Annotated in this window: 20 protein-coding genes; 6 read left to right on the top strand and 14 right to left on the bottom strand. The window is 33.2% G+C overall.

Annotated elements, in window-relative coordinates; genetic code table 11:
- Positions 1–2 precede the first annotated feature (2 nt).
- The 11 genes from VDP25_RS13560 to mraZ form a co-directional block, all read right to left on the bottom strand.
- Positions 3–725, bottom strand: coding sequence for a cell division protein FtsQ/DivIB (locus tag VDP25_RS13560; protein ID WP_334470650.1), 723 nt, complete (start codon positions 723–725; stop codon positions 3–5).
- Positions 718–2,064 carry a UDP-N-acetylmuramate--L-alanine ligase gene (gene murC / locus VDP25_RS13555; RefSeq protein ID WP_334470648.1) on the bottom strand — a complete coding sequence of 449 codons (1,347 nt, stop codon included), beginning with the start codon at positions 2,062–2,064 and terminating at the stop codon, positions 718–720. The genes VDP25_RS13560 and murC overlap by 8 nt, the downstream gene beginning before the upstream one ends.
- Positions 2,065–3,168, bottom strand: coding sequence for an undecaprenyldiphospho-muramoylpentapeptide beta-N-acetylglucosaminyltransferase (gene murG, locus VDP25_RS13550; protein ID WP_334470646.1), 1,104 nt, complete (start codon positions 3,166–3,168; stop codon positions 2,065–2,067). It lies immediately after the preceding gene.
- A gap of 130 nt (positions 3,169–3,298) precedes the next feature.
- A complete protein-coding gene (locus VDP25_RS13545; RefSeq protein ID WP_215927257.1) occupies positions 3,299–4,489 on the bottom strand; it encodes an FtsW/RodA/SpoVE family cell cycle protein in 1,191 nt (396 codons plus the stop codon).
- 47 nt (positions 4,490–4,536) lie between these two features.
- Positions 4,537–5,868, bottom strand: a complete 1,332-nt coding sequence (murD, locus tag VDP25_RS13540) for a UDP-N-acetylmuramoyl-L-alanine--D-glutamate ligase (protein ID WP_334470644.1) — start codon at positions 5,866–5,868, stop codon at positions 4,537–4,539.
- The gene (mraY, locus tag VDP25_RS13535; RefSeq protein ID WP_215927253.1) at positions 5,868–7,109 is read right to left on the bottom strand and encodes a phospho-N-acetylmuramoyl-pentapeptide-transferase; all 1,242 of its coding nucleotides are present in this window, start codon (positions 7,107–7,109) and stop codon (positions 5,868–5,870) included. Before mraY ends, murD begins: the two co-directional genes overlap by 1 nt.
- Before the next feature lie 71 nt (positions 7,110–7,180).
- Complete coding sequence (locus VDP25_RS13530; protein ID WP_334470642.1) at positions 7,181–8,644, bottom strand: UDP-N-acetylmuramoyl-L-alanyl-D-glutamate--2,6-diaminopimelate ligase; 1,464 nt, start codon at positions 8,642–8,644, stop codon at positions 7,181–7,183.
- The gene (locus VDP25_RS13525; protein WP_334470781.1) at positions 8,641–10,599 is read right to left on the bottom strand and encodes a penicillin-binding protein; all 1,959 of its coding nucleotides are present in this window, start codon (positions 10,597–10,599) and stop codon (positions 8,641–8,643) included. The genes VDP25_RS13530 and VDP25_RS13525 overlap by 4 nt, the downstream gene beginning before the upstream one ends.
- A 57-nt stretch (positions 10,600–10,656) precedes the next feature.
- Positions 10,657–10,983, bottom strand: a complete 327-nt coding sequence (locus VDP25_RS13520) for an FtsL-like putative cell division protein (RefSeq protein ID WP_334470641.1) — start codon at positions 10,981–10,983, stop codon at positions 10,657–10,659.
- Positions 10,980–11,876 (bottom strand): 16S rRNA (cytosine(1402)-N(4))-methyltransferase RsmH, encoded by an 897-nt coding sequence (gene rsmH, locus VDP25_RS13515; RefSeq protein ID WP_334470639.1) that lies wholly within the window; start codon positions 11,874–11,876, stop codon positions 10,980–10,982. Before rsmH ends, VDP25_RS13520 begins: the two co-directional genes overlap by 4 nt.
- Positions 11,863–12,333 (bottom strand): division/cell wall cluster transcriptional repressor MraZ, encoded by a 471-nt coding sequence (gene mraZ / locus VDP25_RS13510; RefSeq protein WP_334470637.1) that lies wholly within the window; start codon positions 12,331–12,333, stop codon positions 11,863–11,865. The genes rsmH and mraZ overlap by 14 nt, the downstream gene beginning before the upstream one ends.
- Positions 12,334–12,618: 285 nt before the next feature.
- On the opposite strand from mraZ, the gene VDP25_RS13505 reads away from it, so the two are divergent.
- Both VDP25_RS13505 and yihA read left to right on the top strand, forming a co-directional pair.
- A complete protein-coding gene (locus tag VDP25_RS13505; RefSeq protein ID WP_334470635.1) occupies positions 12,619–13,383 on the top strand; it encodes an alpha/beta fold hydrolase in 765 nt (254 codons plus the stop codon).
- A 95-nt stretch (positions 13,384–13,478) separates the two neighbouring features.
- Entirely contained in the window at positions 13,479–14,096 is a 618-nt protein-coding gene (gene yihA / locus VDP25_RS13500; RefSeq protein WP_334470633.1) for a ribosome biogenesis GTP-binding protein YihA/YsxC, read from the top strand.
- A gap of 9 nt (positions 14,097–14,105) precedes the next feature.
- Here yihA and VDP25_RS13495 read toward each other — a convergent pair whose 3' ends face one another.
- Both VDP25_RS13495 and VDP25_RS13490 read right to left on the bottom strand, forming a co-directional pair.
- A complete protein-coding gene (locus tag VDP25_RS13495) occupies positions 14,106–15,200 on the bottom strand; it encodes an ABC transporter permease (RefSeq protein ID WP_334470631.1) in 1,095 nt (364 codons plus the stop codon).
- Between the two features lie 8 nt (positions 15,201–15,208).
- Positions 15,209–17,353, bottom strand: a complete 2,145-nt coding sequence (locus VDP25_RS13490) for a carboxy terminal-processing peptidase (protein ID WP_334470629.1) — start codon at positions 17,351–17,353, stop codon at positions 15,209–15,211.
- 258 nt (positions 17,354–17,611) lie between these two features.
- On the opposite strand from VDP25_RS13490, the gene surE reads away from it, so the two are divergent.
- Genes surE through VDP25_RS13470 form a run of 4 tightly spaced genes read left to right on the top strand, consistent with a single transcriptional unit; the run spans position 17,612 to position 22,117 of the window.
- Entirely contained in the window at positions 17,612–18,385 is a 774-nt protein-coding gene (gene surE, locus VDP25_RS13485) for a 5'/3'-nucleotidase SurE (RefSeq protein ID WP_334470627.1), read from the top strand.
- A 25-nt stretch (positions 18,386–18,410) separates the two neighbouring features.
- The gene (lpxB, locus tag VDP25_RS13480) at positions 18,411–19,529 is read left to right on the top strand and encodes a lipid-A-disaccharide synthase (RefSeq protein WP_334470625.1); all 1,119 of its coding nucleotides are present in this window, start codon (positions 18,411–18,413) and stop codon (positions 19,527–19,529) included.
- Between the two features lie 11 nt (positions 19,530–19,540).
- On the top strand, positions 19,541–20,050 hold the full coding sequence (locus VDP25_RS13475) for a C40 family peptidase (protein ID WP_215927230.1): 510 nt from the start codon (positions 19,541–19,543) through the stop codon (positions 20,048–20,050).
- 36 nt (positions 20,051–20,086) lie between these two features.
- Positions 20,087–22,117, top strand: coding sequence for a ComEC/Rec2 family competence protein (locus VDP25_RS13470; RefSeq protein WP_334470622.1), 2,031 nt, complete (start codon positions 20,087–20,089; stop codon positions 22,115–22,117).
- Between the two features lie 4 nt (positions 22,118–22,121).
- Here the strand turns inward: VDP25_RS13470 and VDP25_RS13465 are convergent, their stop codons facing one another.
- Positions 22,122–22,670 (bottom strand): thioredoxin family protein, encoded by a 549-nt coding sequence (locus VDP25_RS13465; RefSeq protein ID WP_334470779.1) that lies wholly within the window; start codon positions 22,668–22,670, stop codon positions 22,122–22,124.
- Between the last annotated feature and the right edge of the window lie 62 nt (positions 22,671–22,732).

The following is a 22,732-nucleotide window of genomic DNA, read 5'->3' as shown; positions in this document are numbered from 1 at the left end:
ATTTACTTTTTGGTGCAAATAACTTGTTTATCAAACTTTAAATTCACTTTTGAATAATGATCTAAAACTTGGTCTTTTAAAGCTTTTTGATAAAAAGCCTTAAAATTATTCATCTTTTTTTTGAGTTGTTTTAAAGTTCCTACATGAACCGTAAAATCACATTTTCTAATTTTAAAATCAATAGTATTATCGTCATTTTGACGAATCTCAATGATATGTTTCTTTAAGAAATCATCTTCATCTACAGTTTTTGCAAATTGAAAGACTGTTTCGAGCTTATTTTTCTCAATATTACCGGTAACGAGTGGTACCCTTGCTGCATAATTATAAGACAAAGGCATATAACCACCTTCATCATCGATATAATATGACGCATTTGTGTGCACTCTTGCAATAGGTCGTTTCTGTTCAATTTCAGCCGAAAGTGCACCGTTTACTGACATAAACACTTCCGCTTGCTTTATCATTGGATTAGATTTCAGGGCAGATTCTAATTTATTCAAATCTATAATTTCTTTAGGTTGCTCCGAAACAGGTTCCTGATTTACTATTAACAATTTACTAACATTCGCATCTGTTATAAATAATTTGTTTTCTCCTAAGAATGTGATGTTAGGCTCGCTTACTTTTCTAGTTTTATTTCTTAGATTAGAAAAGGCAAACAGAAAACTCACCAAAACTATTAAACCAATGATTTTTATGTAGTTATAATTTATTTTAAACATAGAAAGCTTCTTTTATATGTTTAACTTCAACTCCAATATCTCCAGCTCCAATTGTTAAAACGATTTGAGCTTCAGATTTTTTAATTTCATTAATTATTTCTGTCTTTTGAATTAATTTTTTATTCGAATTTTCGATCTTATCTAGAAGCCATTTAGACGTTACTCCTTCTATAGGTAATTCTCTTGCTGGATAGATATCTAACAGCAATAATTCATCGAATTTTGAAAGACTTTCTGCAAATCCATCTACAAAATCTTTTGTTCTACTAAACAAATGCGGTTGAAAAATGGCCAATACCTTTTTATCTGGATACATTTCCCTTACGGCTTGATGTACTGCATTAATTTCTTCAGGATGATGCGCGTAATCATCTATAAACACAAAATCATCTGTTTTAATCTGATACGTAAACCTGCGCTTTACACCTTGGTAAGTTTCTAAACCTTTAGCGAGTTCTTCATAAGAGCAACCATATTCTGCAGCCATAGCCAATGCAATTATTGCATTAGATAAGTTGTGTCTGCCTGGCAGGCTAAACTTGAAATTTTTATAAATCCCACTTGGTGTCTTAACGTCAAAAACATAACTCCCGTTTGCTATAGAGATATTTTGAGCACAATAATCAGAATCGTCTTCAATTCCGTAAGTAATCCCTTTTAACGGCAAACCATTTTTAATAAACAATTTTCCGTTTGGCTTTATACACTCTGAAAATTCCTTAAAGGTGCTTACTAGCGCTTCTGCATTTCCATAAATATCCAAATGATCTGCATCCATTGATGTTATGCAGGCCAAATCTGGTGACAAGGTTAAAAACGAACGATCAAACTCATCGGCCTCCACAACTGTAACTTCTGTTCCGTTAATAATTAAATTGGAATTATAATTCTCACTTATTCCACCCAAAAATGCCGTAACAGGCACATTACACACATGTAACAAATGCCCTAAAATACTTGTTGTAGTTGTTTTACCATGTGTTCCCGCAACAGCAAGACAAACGGTTTGTTTGGTAATTTCACCTAAAACTGCAGAACGTTTTAAAACATTAAAACCATTATCTTTAAAATAGTTAAATTCTGAATGATTTTTAGGAATTGCAGGCGTATATACTACAAGTGTGTTTTCAGGATTTAAAAAGACCTCTGAAACAGCTTTAATATCATCTTCAAAGTGAATAGTAACACCTATCTCCTCAAGCGAATTTGTAATTTCAGTAGGTGTTTTATCATAACCTGACACTTGCTTACCATTGGCCACAAAATAACGCGCAATAGCACTCATTCCGATACCTCCGACACCAATAAAATAGACGTTATTTACTTTACCGAAATTCATTTACTTTTTTAATAATTTTTCAACTTCATCAACAATAGCATTTGTTGCATTTACCAATGCTAAGGCTTCTATATTTTTACTTAATTCGCTTTGTTTATTTTTATTAGAAATTAATTCTGAAAATTCGTTTTGAAAATCAGTATTCAAATCTTTTTCTCGTATTAAAATAGCGGCATTTTTATCTGCAACTGATTTTGCATTTTTAGTTTGATGATCTTCTGCTACATTTGGCGATGGTATAAAAACCACTGGCTTACCAACAATACATAATTCCGAAACCGAAATAGCACCTGCTCTAGAAATAATAACATCTGCAGCGGCATAAGCCAAATCCATCTGATTTAAAAACGCATGAACTTGTACATGCTCTAATTCGTTATACTGCTTGTACTGGTCGTAATACAGTTTTCCACATTGCCATATTACTTGAATATCTTGTGCCTCAAAAAACTTGATATTTTCTTCTATAAGCTGATTGACCCGTCTTGCACCTAAACTCCCACCCAAAACTAAAAGTGTTTGCTTATTGTGCGTTAACTTAAAGACATCTTTACCTTCAATATGCTTATCTTTTACATGTAACAAATCTTTTCTAATTGGGTTTCCGGTCAACCTAATTTTAGCTTTTGGAAAGAATTTTTCTAAACCTTCATAAGCCACACAAATGGTATTCACTTTTTTTGCCAGCAACTTATTTGTAATTCCTGGGAATGAATTCTGTTCCTGAATTAAACTTGGTATACCTTTTGACGAAGCCACCTGCAACAATGGACCACTAGCAAAACCTCCAGTTCCAATAACTGCATCTGGCTTAAACGCATTTACAATTTTTCTTGAACGCAGCAAACTGCTTAATAGTTTAAACGGGAATGCTAAATTCTTCAATGTTAATTTACGTTGGATCCCAGAAATCCATAAGCCTTCAATTTTATAACCGGCTTGTGGCACCTTATCCATTTCCATTCGATCAGAAGCACCAACAAACAGGAACTCGGCATCAGGATAGCGCGACTTTAACTCGTCTGCAATCGCAACCGCAGGATAAATATGCCCTCCTGTTCCTCCGCCTGATAGGATAAATCGATATGTCTTATTATTTTTCAATCTTTAAAATTCCAACGTTTTAACTTTAGTAAAAAACAGACTTAAAATCCCCTCAAGGAGACAATAACTCAATTCAAATTACTCTAAATTCATTTTTTTCTTAACTCTTAACTCTCTTTTATTTTTTCATTTAAATTGCTTCGCTTAATATGGCTAATGGATTATCTTCTGCATCTTCTTTCTCCTTTAATTCTTCACGTTTAGCACTAACACTTAAAATAATTCCTATGGACAAGCATGTCATCCAAATAGATGTTCCTCCACTACTAATTAAGGGCAAGGTCTGGCCAGTCACCGGAAATAACTCAACAGCAACTGCCATATTTATTAAGGCTTGAAATACAATTGGCAAACCAACACCTAAAACTAATAACCTTCCAAATATGGTATCCGATTTATGGCTCACCACCACTACTCTAAACAAGAACCATAAATACAAAATCAGTATAAACACTCCACCTATAAGGCCATATTCCTCTATAATTATGGCAAAAATAAAATCTGAAGAAGACTGAGGTAAGAAATTCTTCTGAATACTTTTTCCTGGCCCTAAACCTTTAATTTCACCAGTAGCAATAGCAATTTTTGCTTTTTCAATCTGATAATCAGCTTCGGTATCTCCATCATTAGTAAAATTTTCAATTCTACTCATCCATGTATCTACTCTATTTGGCATCGCATCTGGAAATGCTTTAGCTACTAGAACAAACATTGTAAGAGCTAATAAGCCTGTCCCTACAATAATTAAAAGATACTTTATTGGATAACCACCAATAAATGCCAGCATCATTATCATTGTAAAAATGATTGCTGTTGTAGAAAAATTGGCAGGTAAAATTAAAATTAAGACTAGAAAAACCGGTCCCCAAAGCGGCAACAACGATTCCTTAAAACTGACTTCTTTATCTTTTATTTTTGACAAATATCTTGCCACATAAACCATCAAAACAACAGCTGCCAACGTTGAAGTTTGAAAAGACATATTCACAATAGGAATCTGAATCCAGCGACTCGCATTTGCACCATCAATGGTTGTCCCTTGCAACATAGTAACAAGCAACAGTACAAACACAATGGGAATCATAACCATAGATAACCCACGAAAGTATTTATATGGTATTTTATGAACCCCAAACATAATTACAAAACCTAAAAGCAAGTGCATAAAGTGCTTTACAAGCAATGAAAATGTATTTGTATTTCCAATGTTTGCCAAATTACTCGCAGCACTATAAACAGGCATAAACGAAAATATAGCCAATAGCGCGACTATTGCCCAAATGGCTTTATCTCCTTTTATTTGTTTAAATATGTTTTGCATGCTTAACCTTTTATAGATGAGTCCCTAATTCATCTCTAATATCTCATTTATAAATTTCGAACGGCATTTTTAAATTGACGTCCTCTATCTTCATAGTTTTCAAATAAATCGAAACTAGCACATGCAGGTGATAACAACACATTATCTCCAGCTTGAGCAAGCTTATATGCTATTTTTACCGCTTCACTCATGTATTGCGTTTCAATAATTACATCAACCATTTTTCCGAATGACTCTATAAGCTTTGAATTATCTACTCCTAAACAAACAATAGCTTTAACTTTTTCGTTTACAAAAGGAAACAACTCTCTATATTCATTGCCTTTATCAACACCTCCAACAATCCAAACCGTTGGGGCATCCATACTTTCTAGAGCAAAATAAGTAGCATTTACATTTGTTGCTTTTGAGTCATTAATGTATTGCACTTTATTAATTTTTAATACATGCTCTAAACGATGCTCAACACCTTGAAAATTCTCCAAACTTTCTCGTATAGTTTGTTTTCTAATTTTAAGTAAATGTGCCACAGTAGAAGCTGCCATTGCATTCTTCACGTTGTGCTTTCCTTCTAATGCTAAATTCTTTGTTGGCATAATGATTTTATTATTATCTATTGTTATTATTATCTTATTGTTGTCTAAATACGCACCTTGCTCAATAACTTTTGTTAATGAAAAAGGCAATTTTTTTGATCGAATTTGATGCGTTTTCATATAGTCTGAAATAACCTCATCATCAGCATCATATATGAAATAATCGTCTTCTGTTTGATTCTCTACCACTCTAAATTTTGAAGCGATATAATTTTCAAACTTATAATCGTATCTATCTAAATGATCTGGTGTAATATTGGTTAAAACCGCAATTTTTGGTTTAAAACTTATGATATCATCCAATTGAAAACTACTAATCTCCAATACATAGTTATCATGATTTTTTTCTAAAATTTGCTTCGCGAAACTATCACCTATATTCCCAGCTAACCCAACATCTAATTCTTGTTTTAACAAGTGATGTGTTAAGGTTGCCGTTGTGGTTTTGCCATTACTTCCTGTAATTGCAACTAAAGTCGCATCCGTAAATTTGGAAGCAAATTCAATTTCAGAAACCACTGCAATTCCTGCTTCACGAATTTGTTTCACCAAAGCCACTTTATCTGGAATACCAGGACTTTTCATAACGATGTCTGCATTCAGAATTTTTGATTCCGTATGCTGTTCATCTTCAAATTCAATCTCATTATTTAAAAGAACGTCTTTATATTTTTCTTTAATCTTTCCTTTATCTGATACAAATACGTCGTATCCTTTTGCTTTTCCTAAAAGCGCTGTTCCTACTCCACTTTCACCTCCACCAAGAATTACCAGCCTTTTCATTATCTAATTTTCAAGGTTACTATAGTTATAATAGCTAGCAGAATTCCAACAATCCAAAAACGGGTTACAATTTTACTCTCATGATAGCCAGACTTCTGATAATGGTGATGCAAAGGCGACATTTTAAAAATGCGTCGTCCTTCTCCAAACTTTTTTCGTGTGTACTTGAAATAACTCACCTGTAAAACAACCGATAAGTTTTCTGCTAGAAATATTCCACACAACACTGGAATTAACCATTCTTTTCTAACAGCAATAGCTATTACAGCTATAATTCCACCAATGGTTAAGCTTCCTGTATCTCCCATAAAAACTTGAGCTGGATAAGTATTGTACCACAAAAAACCAACTAAAGCACCAACAAATGCAGCGATATAAATAGTTATTTCCTCTGCTCTTGGGATATACATTATATCTAAGTATTCTGAAAAAACGATATTACTTGACACCCAAGCAAAAATGCCTAAGGTTAACACAATTATGGCCGATGTTCCTGCTGCAAGACCATCAATGCCATCTGTGAGATTAGCTCCATTTGACACTGCGGTGATGATGAAAATACTGACCAAAATAAAAACTATCCATGCATATTTTTCTAAATCTGGACTTATCCAAGTAATTAAATCAGAGTAATCAAACTCGTTATCTTTTACAAAAGGAATCGTTGTCTTGGTTGACTTCTCTTCAGGCTTAAATAATTTTGATGCTTGTACATCTGGGTTTTCAGCCCTTAATTCATTCTGCTGTTGAATTGGTAATTTTTCTTTTATAGTGACATCATTATGAAAAAACAATGTTGCTCCAACTATAATTCCCAATCCTACTTGACCCAATACTTTAAATTTCCCTTTTAAACCTTCCTTATCATTTTTGAATTTTTTAATGTAATCATCAATAAATCCAATGGTTCCCATCCAAAGTGTTGTAATAATTAGCAGAATGATGTAAATATTTTCAAGCTTCGCTAGTAGCAATACAGGAATAAGCGTGGCTAGTATTATGATAATCCCGCCCATTGTTGGAGTTCCTGCCTTTTCTACTTGACCTTCTAATCCTAAATCTCGAATCGTTTCTCCTACTTGTTGTTTCTGTAAAAACTTAATAATACGCTTACCATATATCGTAGAAATTAACAATGACAATATGATTGCCACAGCAGCTCTAAAGGTTATAAACCCAAACAGCGATGCGCCAGGCAATTGGAACTGTTCTTCTAGATATTCGAATAGGTAATACAGCATTCTTTATTATTGTTTGTTTTCTACTTTTTTTTTAGTGCTTGCAAGTTTTTTTTGATGTCCTGCAGAATAAGCTACTCTTGTAATTGTTTTAAATACTCTTGAACAATTTTATAATCATCAAAATCAAAGCGTTCACCTTTAATTTCTTGGTAATTCTCATGTCCTTTTCCTGCAATTAGGATTATATCTTTTGGCCCTGCCATTTGACAAGCTGTTTTAATGGCTTGCCTTCTATCTGTTATAGCCAATGTTTTTTTGAAATTTTGAGGTTCAACCCCTTTTTCCATATCTTCAATAATGGTTTCAGGCACTTCATTACGTGGATTATCGCTTGTAAAAATCACTTTTGTACTTAAAGCCGAAGCGATATGCGCCATTTTTGGTCGTTTTGTTTTATCTCTATTTCCTCCACAACCCACAACTGTAATCAGTTCTTCATTTTTAGTTCTGATGTCATTAATAGTTTCCAATACGTTTTTTAAAGCATCTGGCGTATGCGCATAATCTACAATCGCAGTCACTTGTTTTCCTGAAATAAAATACTGAAAGCGTCCAGCTACGTTTTCGAGCTCACTGATAAGCCTTAAAATCTCATCTTTTTCTAAGCCTAATAATTCAGCTGCACCATAAATTGCAAGAATATTATAAGCGTTAAAACTGCCTATTAGACGCGTCCATAATTCACTATCATTAACCTTTAACAACAAACCACTAAATTCACTTTCTAAAATCTGCGCTCTGTAATCTGCATAATTTTTTAAAGCATAGGTGTATTTTTTGGCTTGCGTATTTTGAAACATAACCAAGCCATTTTTATCGTCTATATTAGATAAAGCAAAGGCCTCTTTTGGCAATTGATCAAAGAACTTTTTCTTAACATCTCTATACTCAGCAAACGTATCATGATAATCTAAATGGTCGTGAGACAGATTTGTAAAAATGCCACCTTCAAACCTTAAACCCGCTGTTCTGCTCTGATGAATACCATGCGAACTCACTTCCATAAAGCAAAACTCTACACCTTCAGCATTCATCATTTTTAAATACTTATTGATGGTTAATGAATCTGGTGTGGTATGTGTAGCTTTATAGCTCGTATTATCTACCATAATTTTTACCGTAGACAACAAACCAACTTTATAACCTGCTTTTTTAAATAATTGATACAACAAACTCGAAACGGTTGTTTTTCCGTTTGTACCTGTAACTCCAATTAATTTTAAATTCTCAGAAGGCTGCCCATAAAAGTTATTAGCCATATATGCTAAAGCTTCATTAGAACTTGCGACTTCAATATAAGTAATCCCATCATGAAGCTGCTCTGGAAGCGACTCACAAACTATAGCTGTCGCACCATCCTTAATTGCTTTTTCAATATACTTATGACCATCTGTAACCACTCCTGAAATTGCCACAAAAACATCATTGGTTTGAATCTGACGCGAATCGAACTCAATTTTACCCACAGTAATACCTGTACTACCTACGACAGCATTAATTGTAACCTTATATAATATGTCTTTTAATACCATCATGATGCTACTAAAACAATAGTTTGATTGGTTTGTAATTTTTGATGTTTCTCTACAGACTGCTTTTTAACAATGCCACTTCCTGTTAATTTTATTTTCACATCAACTTGCAAATTTTCTAATAATGCGATAGCATCCATTGCTGGCATTCCAATTACGCTTGGCATTAACTCCTTATATTTTCGCGCATTTTCAAAATAACTTTCGAACTCTTCATTAGCCAAATTATCTTCAAAATTGAGCGTTTCAATTTCATCTACAATTGGCGTATCTGTGTAAATTTTTTGAGCAATTCTTTTGAATACTGGACCAGATACATCAGCACCATAATATCCCACTTTGGTACTTGGTTGATGAATAACTACAATGCAAGAATATTTTGGATTGTCAGCTGGAAAGTAACCGGCAAAAGACGACACATATTTTTTGTCTTTTTTCCACTTTTCGTAATTTGCATAGTCTATTCTTGCTGTTCCTGTTTTTCCTGCCATAGAAAAGGTTTCAGAATACATTCGCCTACCTGTACCACGAATCATAACATTCTTTAATATGTCTTGAATTTCATTTAAAGTCTTATCAGAGCATATTTTACCAACAAGCACTTCCTTATCAAACACTTCAATATTTTTATCAAAAGACTTTACAGACTTCAAAAAACGAGGCTTCAACAACTCACCACCGTTTGCAATTGCATTATAAAAAGCTAAGGTTTGAAGCGGTGTCATTCTTAAATTATAACCATAAGCCATAGATGGCAAAGCATTTCTACTCCAATTTGAAGCACCAGGTTTAGGAATATCTGGTTTTCCTTCTCCAATTATTGCTACACCTAGAGTTTTATCAAGCTTCCACGAGCTCAATCTATTTAAAAATTTCTCTGGTTGTTTTGAATAATGATCATCTATAATCGTTGCCATTCCTATGTTTGAAGACACCTCCAAAGCTCTTGCCACTGAAATCTCACCAAACCCACTTCCAGAATCAGTAATCACTCTACCATAAAAAGATTTTCGTCCTTTTTTGGTATCAACAACTGTTGCTGTATCAATTACCTTATCCTCTAAAGCTGCCATTACCGCCATGACTTTAAATGTAGAACCAGGCTCATGACTTTCTCCAACTGCATAATTTAAACGCTCGTAATACTTACCTTTTTTATTTCTTCCTAAGTTAGAAATTGCTTTTATCTCGCCAGTCTTAACATCCATTACCACCACACAACCATGATCTGCTTCATAAAGCTCTAATTGCTTCAACAAAGAATGGTGTGCTATATCCTGAATATTAACATCTATAGTGGTATAAACATCATAGCCGTCTTTTGGCTCAATTTCATTACCATCTCTTATGGGTTTCCATTGCCCATTACCTATTTTTTGTTTGAGCTGCTTACCATTTGTTCCTTGCAAGTACTTCACCCCAAAAGCACCATCGATTCCTGGCCTTGTAACATCTCCATTCTCATCTGTTCTTTCATAGCCAATTGTACGCTCGGCTACACCTCCCATTGGATGCTCACGTCTTGTTGTTTGCTCTACAATTAAACCACCTTTAATTGCTCCTAGATTTAGCAAAGGAAAATTGCGCATTCGGATATAATCAGAGTAACTAATATTTCGTGCTAAAAGGAAATATCTGTTCTTATTTTTTCTTGCTTTTCTAATAATATTCTTATAATAAGATGCTGGCTTCCCTTTATAAACATGAAGCGAATCAGCCAAAGCATTGATATACTTTTCAAATGTTGCGTCTTTAGCTTGAATAGCATCAATTCTAATATCATACTTAGGTATTGAAGTAGCCAACAAACTTCCGTCTGCAGAATACACATTTCCACGATTTGCAGGGATTGGAAAATCTCTAGTTGTATTCTTTTCGGCAAGAGCCCTATACTCATCACCTTGAACAAACTGAATACTAACCAACTTAAACACCACTGCCAAGGCAAAGACAAACATGCAGCCTGCTACAAAGTACAATCTGTTCAATATGTTTTTTTCTGTTATTGCCAAAGCTTATCGTTCTTGCTTTTGTGATTTTACTATTATTTTTGTTGGTGGGTTTAAGGAAATCCCAATTCCTTTATCTTTCATTTCGGCTTCTACAAAAGATTCTTTTTTAAGCTGCATAAGCTTTCCTCTTTTATCTACAAATGCCGAACGCAACTCTTTTACTTCATTAGTTAACTTTGCGATTTCATATACTTTTTGATCCGCACTATGCGAACTTGCAATCATTATGATTGCTAGAAATGAAATAAAAATGATGATACGCCAATTTTTAAACGAATCATCACTGATTAGAAACCTCCCTTTTAATATGCCGTATATGTTTTTTTTCATATTTTTTTAGCAATCCTCAGTTTCGCACTTCTAGCTCTATTGTTTTGTTTTATTTCTTCTTTGGAAGGCACAATTAAACCTCCCACTTTTTTTAAAGGCACTTCAAAATTCCCAAACACATCTCTTTCAGGTTCTCCTTCAAACAGTCCATTTCTAATAAAACGTTTCACCAATCTATCCTCTAAAGAATGGTATGAGATAAAACTCAAACGACCATCTTTTTTTAAGATTTCAGGGGTCTGAAGCAACAATTCTTTTAACACTTCAATTTCTTGATTCACTTCAATACGAATTGCTTGATAGATTTGCGCTAAAACCTTATTCTCTTTTTGATGATTTAAAAACGGTTTTAAAACTGCCTTTAATTGTTCGCTTGTTTTTATTTCTGCTTGCTTACGTTCTTCAACAATGACTCTTGCCATTGCTGGCGCTTGTCGCAATTCACCGTATTGAAACAAGACCGTTCTTAACTGCTCTTCATCATAATTATTAACAACTTCAAAAGCAGACAACTTACTATCTTGATTCATTCGCATATCTAAATCCGCTTCAAAACGCGTAGAAAAACCACGTTCTGCAACATCAAACTGATGCGACGACACTCCGAAATCTGCCAAAACACCATCAACCTCTTTAGCACCATAAAATCTTAAAAACCGTTTTATGAATCTAAAGTTCTCATTAATCAACACAAAACGATCATCATCAATTGCATTTGCTAAAGCATCTTTATCCTGATCAAAAGCATACAATTTTCCGTTAGGTCCTAACCTAGACAAAATTTCTCTACTATGACCACCACCACCAAACGTAACATCGACGTATACTCCATCTGGCTTAATAGCTAAACCATCAACGGTTTCTTTTAGTAATACTGCATTATGATAATCCATTGTCATCTTCCTCTTGTCCCATGACTTCTTCGGCCAAATCAGCAAAATCTGAAGCCGCATCATCAATAGCTTGTTCGTATTTATCTTTATCCCAGATTTCAAGAATATTTACTGCAGAGGCCAAAACCACCGCTTTAGTAATACCAGAAAAACCGATTAAATCTTTCGGAATTAATAATCGCCCAGCACTATCCACTTCTACCATTTTAACTCCAGCAGTAAAACGTCTAATAAAATCATTGTTCTTTTTCTTAAAACGATTGAGCTTATTTATTTTCTCCATCATTTTATTCCATTCAGACATCGGATACAATTCTAAACACGGCTGAAATACAGCGCGCTTTAAAACAAAACCATCTTGTAAGGCCGATGACAACTGTTTTTTTAGCACAGCAGGTATCATTAGCCTTCCTTTGGCATCAGCTTTACATTCGTATGTTCCTATAAATGAATTCAAAAGGTTTCGTTTACCACTTTAACGATTAATATTCAAAGATATTGAAAAAATCACCACTTTTTACCACATTCTACCACATTTGTTGATAAGTTTTGATTTGAAATACATTCAAATTATTTTAAAGCCAGTAAATTCGACTTGCGTACTATAATTTTCAAAGTGGGAATTATTAACATCGTTAACCTAGAAGTTCTCAGATAAAAAAAATTGATATTTTATTGATAATATTTATATTCTAAAGGATTTGGTTATATTTGTTTTTAACACATAAGCACTAACTTGCAAATGACACACCTTTTAAAAAAAGAAAAGGATTATAGATATATTGAAGTAGGCGAAGGCACACCAATTATCGTGTTGCATGGATTAATGGGTGGGCTCAGTAATTTTGATGCTGTGACTAAACACTTTAGCTCAAAAGGCTATAAGGTTATTATTCCAGAACTACCTATTTACACCATGTCTTTAATAAAAACTAACGTAAAAAGCTTTGCCAATTACTTAAAAGCTTTTATTGAGTTTAAAGGCTTAAATGATGTTATTTTATTAGGAAATTCTCTTGGTGGACATATTGGCTTATACTACACAAAACTAAATCCTAAAAAAGTAAGAGCCCTTATTATTACAGGGAGCTCAGGGCTTTACGAAAGCGCTATGGGAGGTGGTTACACTAAACGTAGTGATTACGAAGTTATAAAAAAGAAAGCCCAAGATGTTTTTTACGATCCGGCAGTTGCAACAAAAGAAATTGTAGATGAAGTTTACGAAACGGTTAACGACAGAAACAAACTAATAAAAACTTTAGCGATTGCAAAAAGCGCCATTAGACATAATATGGCTAAGGATTTACCTAAGATGGAAACTCCGATTTGCATTATCTGGGGAAAGAATGATACCGTGACGCCACCTGAGGTTGCTGAAGAATTTCATGAACTGTTACCAGATTCTGAATTGCATTGGATTGATAAGTGTGGACATGCCGCTATGATGGAACACCCTGAAGAATTTAATACAATTTTAAATGCTTGGCTTGAAAAACGCGGATTTTAAAACCGCCTGATGTTTTTTTTTGCAAAAAGCATAAATACGCATATATATTACCTTAAGTTTAATTTAAAAGATTCCTACTTTGTTAGGAACGAGAGATGAAAATAAAATCAGCTGAATTTGTAGTTAGTAATTCCGAAGTGGAAAAGTGTCCTAAAAACAACTTACCCGAATACGCTTTTATAGGTAGAAGTAATGTTGGAAAGTCTTCACTTATAAATATGCTAACCGACAGGAAAAGTTTAGCAAAAACATCTGGAAGACCCGGAAAAACACAATTAATCAATCATTTTATCATTAATGAAGATTGGTATTTGGTAGATTTACCTGGTTATGGTTATGCTCGTGTTTCTAAGAGTTCTAAGCAAAAGTTTCAGAAGTTTATTACTAATTATTTTGAACAACGTCAGCAACTCGTTTCTGCATTTGTATTGGTAGATGTGAGACACAAACCGCAACCTATTGATTTAGAATTTATGCAGTATTTAGGAGAAAGTGAAATTCCTTTTGGGATTATATTTACCAAAGCAGACAAATTAAAACCTAAGGCCATAGAGCGACAAGTAGACGAATATTGCAAAGAATTGCTTAAATTTTGGGAAGAACTACCTCCTTATTTTATAACATCTTCATCTAAAAGCATTGGCAAAGACGACGTTTTAGAGTTTATTGCAACGACAAATGAAGAGATTGAACAATTAAGGTCTAGTCTGTAATATAAAAAACTAGGTCTTTACATCTAAAGCATCTCTAAGTGCATTACCAACCAACATAAAAGCCATCACTAATAACATAATACAAAAGCCAGGTATTAAAGCCAAATATGGTTTTCCTAATATGATATAATTATAGTGATCTTTTATCATAGCCCCCCAACTTGCCATTGGCGGTTGCGCACCAATGCCTAAAAAACTCAATCCACTTTCTATTAAAATTGCAGCAGCGAAATTAGCCGCTGAAATCACAATTAAGGGTCCAAAAACATTAGGCAAGATGTGTTTTGTTATGATTCTGTAATCATTATACCCCAAAGCTCTTGCTGCGGTTACATATTGCATTTCTTTAGCACTTATAATCTGCCCTCTTACTACTCTTGCCACTTCTACCCACATTGTTAACCCTACAGCTATAAAAACTTGCCAAAAACCTTTACCTAAGGCTAAAGTAATAGCAATAACTAATAATAAGGTTGGAATAGACCATGTGATATTAATAACCCACATAATAAAAGCATCGACCTTTCCACCGTAATAACCAGCCAAACTTCCCATTAACAGTCCAACTATTAACGATATAAAAACAGCGACAAAACCAATAAAGAAAGAAATACGAGAACCTATTAAAACTCGGCTTAAATAATCTCTTCCATATTTATCCGTACCAAAAACAAAGCTTCTGTTCTCTATATAATCATTGAAATTGGAATCTGGAAACCTTGACAACTCTATTTGCTTTTCTATACCTTGTAATCCATCAGAAGCATATTCCACATAATGTAAAACACCATTTTTTAAGCTGTAAGATTGAATAGGGATTTCAGTATCTGTATTGTTAGATCCTAAAAATAATTTTGAAAAAAAGTTTTGTTCTGTTTCAATTCCTGATGGAATAGTTAACATTTGAACTTGAAATCCAGGTGGTTTAGAATGAATAGACAAATGCATCTGATTTGCATTTTTTGAAGCATCAGGAGCAAACAGATATGCAAATACAGAAATTAACCCAATACAAGCAATAACTCCCATACTAAAAACGCCCCAAAAGTTTTTTTTGAACTTTTGAAGCGCCAGTTTTGATAATGAATTACTTTGATTGCTCATTTATAACATTAATTCTTCACAGAATTTGCTACTTTATTTTTAATAGCATAAGTCATTCTTAAGTCATTAAGTACATTTATAGCTTCCTCTACATATACGTCTTTTGATAAAGCTGTATGCCAACGGTTTCTTTTTTCCATTAACACAGAATCTTTATCCATCAATTTTAATTCGTAAGGCAAGGAGTTAAAAGTTAGGTTTGTTTTATATTCTGATAATTTCGAAAAACGCTTGGCTTCTTCTTCATTAATTTCCATTTCCTTTTTATAGGCATCATAGTTTAACGAATAAGTTTCACGGTCTCTTATTTTTTTAACCCACTGCGCATTAGCATCTATAAGTTTTAGCTGCTCATTTGCTGCCATACGCGCTTTACTCTTGCTAATTGTGGTTTCATAATCAAAATAATTTTCCCAAACATCATAATCTGCTGCATCAATTTTATCCCATGGCAATGGGTTTTCTTGGTTTTTTTCACCAATATCAATATAGCTATAACGATCCGGAACCACTACATCACTCTTAACTCCTTCTAATTGCGTTGAACCACCATTTATTCTATAAAATTTCTGAGTTGTAAACTTCAAGGCTCCCATATCTCCTTTCGTATTATTCCTTACCATTCGGTTTAAATCCCATACCGTTTGCACAGTACCTTTACCATAGGTTTGTTTACTACCAATAACAATTCCTCGTTTATAATCTTGCATTGCTGCCGCTAAAATCTCAGAAGCCGAAGCCGATAATTCGTTAACTAAAATAACTAACGGTCCATCCCAAACTATTGATTTATCTTTATCACTAAGCACTTCTTTAGCTTCACCTGTAGTTTTTACTTGCACAACAGGACCTTCTTCAATAAATAAGCCTGCTATATCTACAACTGTTTGTAAAGAACCACCTCCATTATTTCTTAAATCCATCACCAAACCTTCAACACCTTGTTCTTTTAATCTTAAAATTTCTTGTTTAATATCTGAAGCTGCATTTCTTTCGTTATAATCTTCAAAACTGATATAAAACTTAGGCAAATTAATAATACCAAAGGTTTTACCCTCTTTTTCTACTATAGACGATTTTGCATAGGTTTCTTCTAACTCTACAACATCTCGCTTAATAGATATATCTTGAATAGTACCATCTACTTTCTTTAAAGTTAATGTTACAACAGTTCCTTTTGGACCTTTAATAAATTTAATAGCATCATCTAAACGCATACCAACGACGTTAACTGCTTCTTTTTCATTCTCTTGTTTCACCTTAAGAATCTGGTCGCCAACCTCCAATTCATTGGCTCTCCAAGCAGGTCCACCACTTATAATTTCATTGACCATGATACCGTCAACTTTCTTTTGTAAACGTGCGCCTATTCCTTCAAATTTCCCAGAAATATCTCTATCAAAACGCTCTTTGTCTTCTGGCGCAAAGTAAAACGTATGTGGATCAAACTCTTCTACAATAGCATTAATATATACAGAAAACCAATCTTGACGTCTTCTGTCCTCAATGTAATCGTAAAGCTCATCTAATGATTTTTTGGTTGTTAATCGTGCTTCAGCTTCTACTTCTTTAATTGACTTCTTCTCTTTTGGTTTTGCTTCTTCACCTGACTCTTTATCAGAAGAAAGCTGAGAAAGAGCATCATCATAATTAGCAATAGTAGAAAACTTAAGTTGTTGCCTCCAACGTTCTTTCATTTCTCGCTTATTTGTAACATAAGTGAGTGCTTCATAATCTGCATTATAATTTTCTTCTTTTGAAAAATCGAAAGGCTTTTCTAACACATCTGTGTAAATCTTTTTAGATTCTTGAATACGCTGCAACAGGCGTTCGTGTGTAAGGTTAAAAAACGAGACGTCATAAGCTTTAATTTGATCGTCTATTTTATCCCTATATGCTTCAAATTCTTCGATATCTGATTCATAGAAGTAACGTTTAAACGGATCTAAATTATTTAAATAAACGTCAAAAACATGCGTTGAAAAATCATCATTAATATCTTTTGGATCAAAATGACCTTGATCTAAGAGATACGTAATAAGTTGTATAAGCAATTTATCTTTATCTGGATCTTCAAATTTCTTAGTTGTAAAACTGCATGAAGCGAACGCTATTAACAACGCTAGCAGTAAAAACTTATAATTCCCTTTCATTTTTCTTTTATTTATTGTTTGATTTGGTAAAAATGAGTTTTGCTTTTACCTCATAGTTTCCATTAAAAAACTTTAGAAAGAAGCAATTCATTTTTATTATTTTAAATATCTACTTTAAGTAGACTTCAATTTTTCACTAAAATAGATGAAAAAATCGTGCCATAAAAAAACGAGACACTAATTTTTTGTTAAACACGATATAATGTATAAAACCAAAGCTTTTTACTATTTTTACAATTCATTAATTCTTTGTACGAAATGTCTGCACGCCCTTTAATTTTAGTTACCAATGATGATGGTATTACAGCCCCAGGAATTAGAACCTTAATTTCAGTAATGCATACTATTGGAGATGTTGTAGTAGTTGCGCCAGATAGTCCACAAAGCGCCATGGGACATGCCATTACCATTAATTCTACTTTACACATGGAAAAAGTAACGATTGATGGCAAACAACCCGAATACAGTTGCTCAGGAACTCCTGCAGATTGTGTAAAACTAGCAGTAAATGAAATTTTAGAACGACGACCAGACATCTGTGTTTCAGGAATTAACCACGGCTCTAATTCGTCAATAAATGTTATTTATTCTGGCACAATGAGTGCTGCTTTAGAAGCTGGTATTGAAGGTATTCCTGCCATCGGTTTTTCTCTTTTGGATTACAATTGGAATGCTAATTTTGAACATTGTAAGCCTTTTATAGAAACCATAACGAAACAAGTTCTGGAACATGGTTTACCAGATGGCGTTGTATTAAACGTCAATCTTCCAAACCTTGAAAAAGAGGCTATAAAAGGTATTAAAGTTTGCCGACAAGCAAAAGCGAATTGGAAAGAAGAGTTTGACAAGCGTACTAATCCATCTGGACGCGAATATTATTGGCTAACAGGTAAATTTGTAAATATGGACAAAGGTGAAGATACGGACGAATGGGCTTTAGAACACGGTTATGTTTCTGTTGTTCCTGTTCATTTCGATTTAACAGCGCACCACACCATTCAAAAATTAAATACTTGGAACTTGAATGATTAAAACAACACAAACCTAATTTAAACGAATGAAGTATTATATCATTGCTGGAGAAGCTTCAGGAGACTTGCATGGTTCTAATCTTATGAAAGCCTTATTTAAACAAGATAAGGAAGCCAACATCAGATTTTGGGGTGGAGATCTTATGCAAAGCGTTGGAGGAGAATTGGTAATGCATTATAAAGAGCGTCAATTTATGGGGTTTGCTGAAGTGATTCTTAACCTCAGGAAAGTTTTAGGTCAAATAAAATTTTGTAAAGCTGATATTGAAACATTTCAACCCGATGTTATTGTTTTTATTGACAATTCCGGTTTTAATCTTAGAATAGCAAAATGGGCAAAAGCACTTAATTTTAAAACGCATTATTATATTTCCCCTCAAGTTTGGGCTTCTAGAGCAAGTAGAGTTGAAAAAATAAAGCAGTATGTAGATGCGATGTATTGCATCCTTCCTTTTGAAAAAGCATTCTACAAAAAATACAACTACGATGTTCATTTTGTTGGACACCCTTTAATTGATGCTATTGCAGATAGACCTCAAGTTGATGACAGCGTTTTTAGAAAGACACATAATCTTAACGACCAACCTATTATTGCATTATTACCTGGAAGTCGAAAACAAGAAATCACAAAAATGCTTGGTGTTATGCTAAGTTTAGTTGATGATTTTAAAGATTATCAATTTGTAATTGCTGGTGCTCCTAGTCAAGACTACGAGTTTTATAAAAGTTTTATTAAAAAGAAAAACATTAAATTTATTTCTAATAAAACCTATGATTTATTGAGTATTTCGACAGCAGCTTTAGTGACTTCAGGAACTGCAACCCTTGAAACCGCATTATTTAAAGTACCACAAGTTGTATGCTATAAAGCCAATGCTATTTCATATCAAATTGCTAAACGAATTATTACTTTAAAATATATTTCGCTGGTGAACTTAATTATGGACAGGGAAGTCGTAACAGAACTCATTCAAGGAGATTTAAACAAAACACGACTAAAAAAAGAATTAACTGCTATTTTAGATACCAAAAAACGAGAACAACTCTTTTTAGATTATTACGAATTAGAGCAACTATTGGGCGGACGAGGAGCTAGTGCACAAACCGCTAAACTAATTTATGAAGCGGTTAAAACTAAAGACTAAAAAAAGAATAAATGAAAAAAACAATTACACTTATATGCCTTATTTTACTTGTAAGTAGCTGTAAATCTAAAAAATCATACTCTAGTAAAAAAAGCCAAACGCATACTGTAAAAGTTAATACCAAAACAAAACCTTCTGCCGAAGCAGAAACCATTGTAAAATATGCCAAGACCTTTGATGGCACACGTTATAAATATGGCGGCACTACCAAAAAAGGCATGGATTGCTCTGGTTTAATTTACACGAGTTATAAAAAATACAATGTTACCTTACCAAGAACCACATCTGGACTTAAAAGTACGGGAGATTGGATAGACTTAAAAGAAGTTAATGTTGGAGATTTAGTGTTTTTTGCTACTAATAAAAACAGTAGAAAAGTGAATCATGTTGGTATTGTAACCAATGTAAGAACAGGAAATGTTGAATTCCTTCACGCCTCGAGCAGTAGAGGTGTTATGATTTCTTCGTTAGCTGAAAAATATTGGTATTACTCTTTTGTACAGGCAAGACGCGTGCTGTAATTACATTTTTTATTTTTATCTTAGTAACTCACAATCATGAAGTTACTAAATTTTACCATAATAAAACTGACCATTTGTTTGGCCGTTGGGATTCTTTTAGCTCATCATCTGAAATTGAATTTCCAATATGTTTTATATGTAACCATTGCTTTAGTAAGTTTACTTGGCATTTGTTGGTTAATGTTAAAATCAAAAATTAACCGTTCTCCTCTTTTTGGAATTATAGCATATCTATGTATGACAGGAGTTGGAATGACCTCCTACAATATCCAAAACGAAAAATTAAGGCCACAACACTACACAAATTTAAGTTCTTCTGAAAACTATAACACTATTGTTTTTAAAATTAAAGAACGTCTAAAACCAGATGCTTATAACGATAAATATATTGCAACCATAAAATCATTTAATGATAAAACAGCAATAGGTCGTTTATTAATTAATATTAAGCGCGACAGTATTCCAAAACACATAAGTATTGATGACGTTTTCTTTACTTCTTCAGAATTAAAACAAATTCAAAAACCATTAAACCCGCATCAATTTGATTATAATAAGTACCTAGAACTACAACAGGTACACCATCAATTATATCTAAATTCTACAACTATTTTACAATTATCAGATTCTAAATCTACCATATATGGTTATGCCGATGCATTGCGAAGAAAAATCAATATTAATTTAGCTAAAGCCGGATTTGAAGATGAAGTGCTTAGTATTATGAATGCACTGTTATTAGGCCAACGACAAACAATTGACAAAACAATATATAATAATTATGTCAACTCAGGAACCATTCATATTTTAGCGGTTTCAGGCTTACATGTAGGTCTTATTTTATGGATCTTAAATGCATTATTTAAACCACTACTCTATCTTAAGTATGGTCATTTTATCAGACCTTTTGTCTTAGTCATTATACTATGGAGTTTTGCAGTTATTGCTAGCTTATCTCCATCTGTTACAAGAGCAGTAACAATGTTTAGCATTATTAGTATTGCTATGCATCTAAAACGACGGACAAATATTTATAATACTTTGGTCATTTCTGCATTTTGGATATTACTGATTGAACCTACATTTTTGTTTGCTGTTGGATTTCAAATGAGTTATTTAGCTGTACTTGGAATTGTAAGTATCCAACCTATTATTTATAACCTTTGGAAACCCAAATATTGGATTATAGATAAACCTTGGCAAATTTTTACAGTTACTTTAGCTGCTCAAGCAGGAGTTGTACCAATTAGTTTGTTTTATTTTCATCAGTTTCCTGGTTTGTTTTTTATTTCAAATCTAGTTGTCATTCCGTTTTTAGGGATAATACTCGGATTGGGATTGCTTGTTATTGCTCTCGCTCTTATGAATATGCTTCATAGCTCCATAGTCTCTATTTATAGTTTTATAATTGATAGTTTAAATGGATTTATAGCTTGGGTAGCTCAATATGAAAACTTTCTATTTAGAGATATTCCGTTTACAATGCCTCAAGTTATTGTTTGTTATATAATAATTATAGGCTTAGTCCAGCTTTACAAATTCAGAAATTTTAAATGGACAGCGACTAGTTTAATTGCTATAATTATACTTCAGGGAGTTAACTTTTACAACAAATATAAAATTCAAAACGATGCTTTCGTTGTATTTAATAAAAGTCGTAAAACAATGATTGGCTTCAAACAACACAAAAAATTAACCATATATCATAATTTAGATTCTACAAAACTAGAATCAGATTATGCAATAAAGAATTATAAAATAGGCGAATCGTTAAACTTTATAATTTCTGACAGTTTACAATCTGTTTACCAATACAAAGACAAGGTGATTCTAGCCATAGATAGTTTGGGCATCTATAAAGGCATTACATTTCAACCCAATTATATCTTATTGCGAAATTCGCCAAAGCTCAATCTCAACAGAGTAATTGACAGCCTAAAACCACAACTAATCATTGCAGATGCAAGCAATTACAAATCTTATTTAAAACGTTGGAAAGCGACTTGTAGGCATAAAAAAATCCCTTTCCATCAAACTAACGAAAAGGGAGCTTTTATAATTGAATAATTTTTTATTCTTTAAAGGTTGGCTCAAATGATTTGTAATATTCATTAAACTGCTCTTGCGTAGTCATTTCTTTATACTTATCACTTTGAAATATCTTTAGATACAATTCTAATTGTTGCGGCTTTAAATAGCCTTGAACAGGCGAAATCACGCCTCCTTCTTCATCAAAAAAGACCATTGTTGGATATGCTCTAACCTGTAGATATCTCGAAAATTCGTGTGCACTATTTCGTCTATTCGCTTTAGTTGCATCGTAATTAGGGTTTCTAAAAGTATTATCCTTATAGGTTACTTCTTCATTACCTTCTGCATTAAATTTTACAGCATAATAATGTTTATTTACATAAGCAGCCACATCTGCGTTCTGAAATGTGTTCTTATCAAGCATTTTACATGGTCCACACCAATTGGTATAAACATCCATAAATATTTTTTTGGGTTCTTTTTTCTGAAGTTCTAAAGCTTCATCCATAGTTATCCAATTAATCTCTTGTGCTATTGCTGTAAACGACAACGCAAAAACAGCTATTAATCCTAATGTTATTTTTTTCATCATATTCAATTTGTTGCAAATAATAAGCCGAACTTACAAAAAATGCTCCTTTTTAGGAGCAT

The sequence above is a fragment of the Winogradskyella sp. ECml5-4 genome (assembly GCF_036903175.1).
Lineage (GTDB): Bacteria > Bacteroidota > Bacteroidia > Flavobacteriales > Flavobacteriaceae > Winogradskyella > Winogradskyella damuponensis.
Note: the sequence above shows the minus strand (reverse complement) of the source record. Positions and strands in the feature narration are given on the sequence as shown.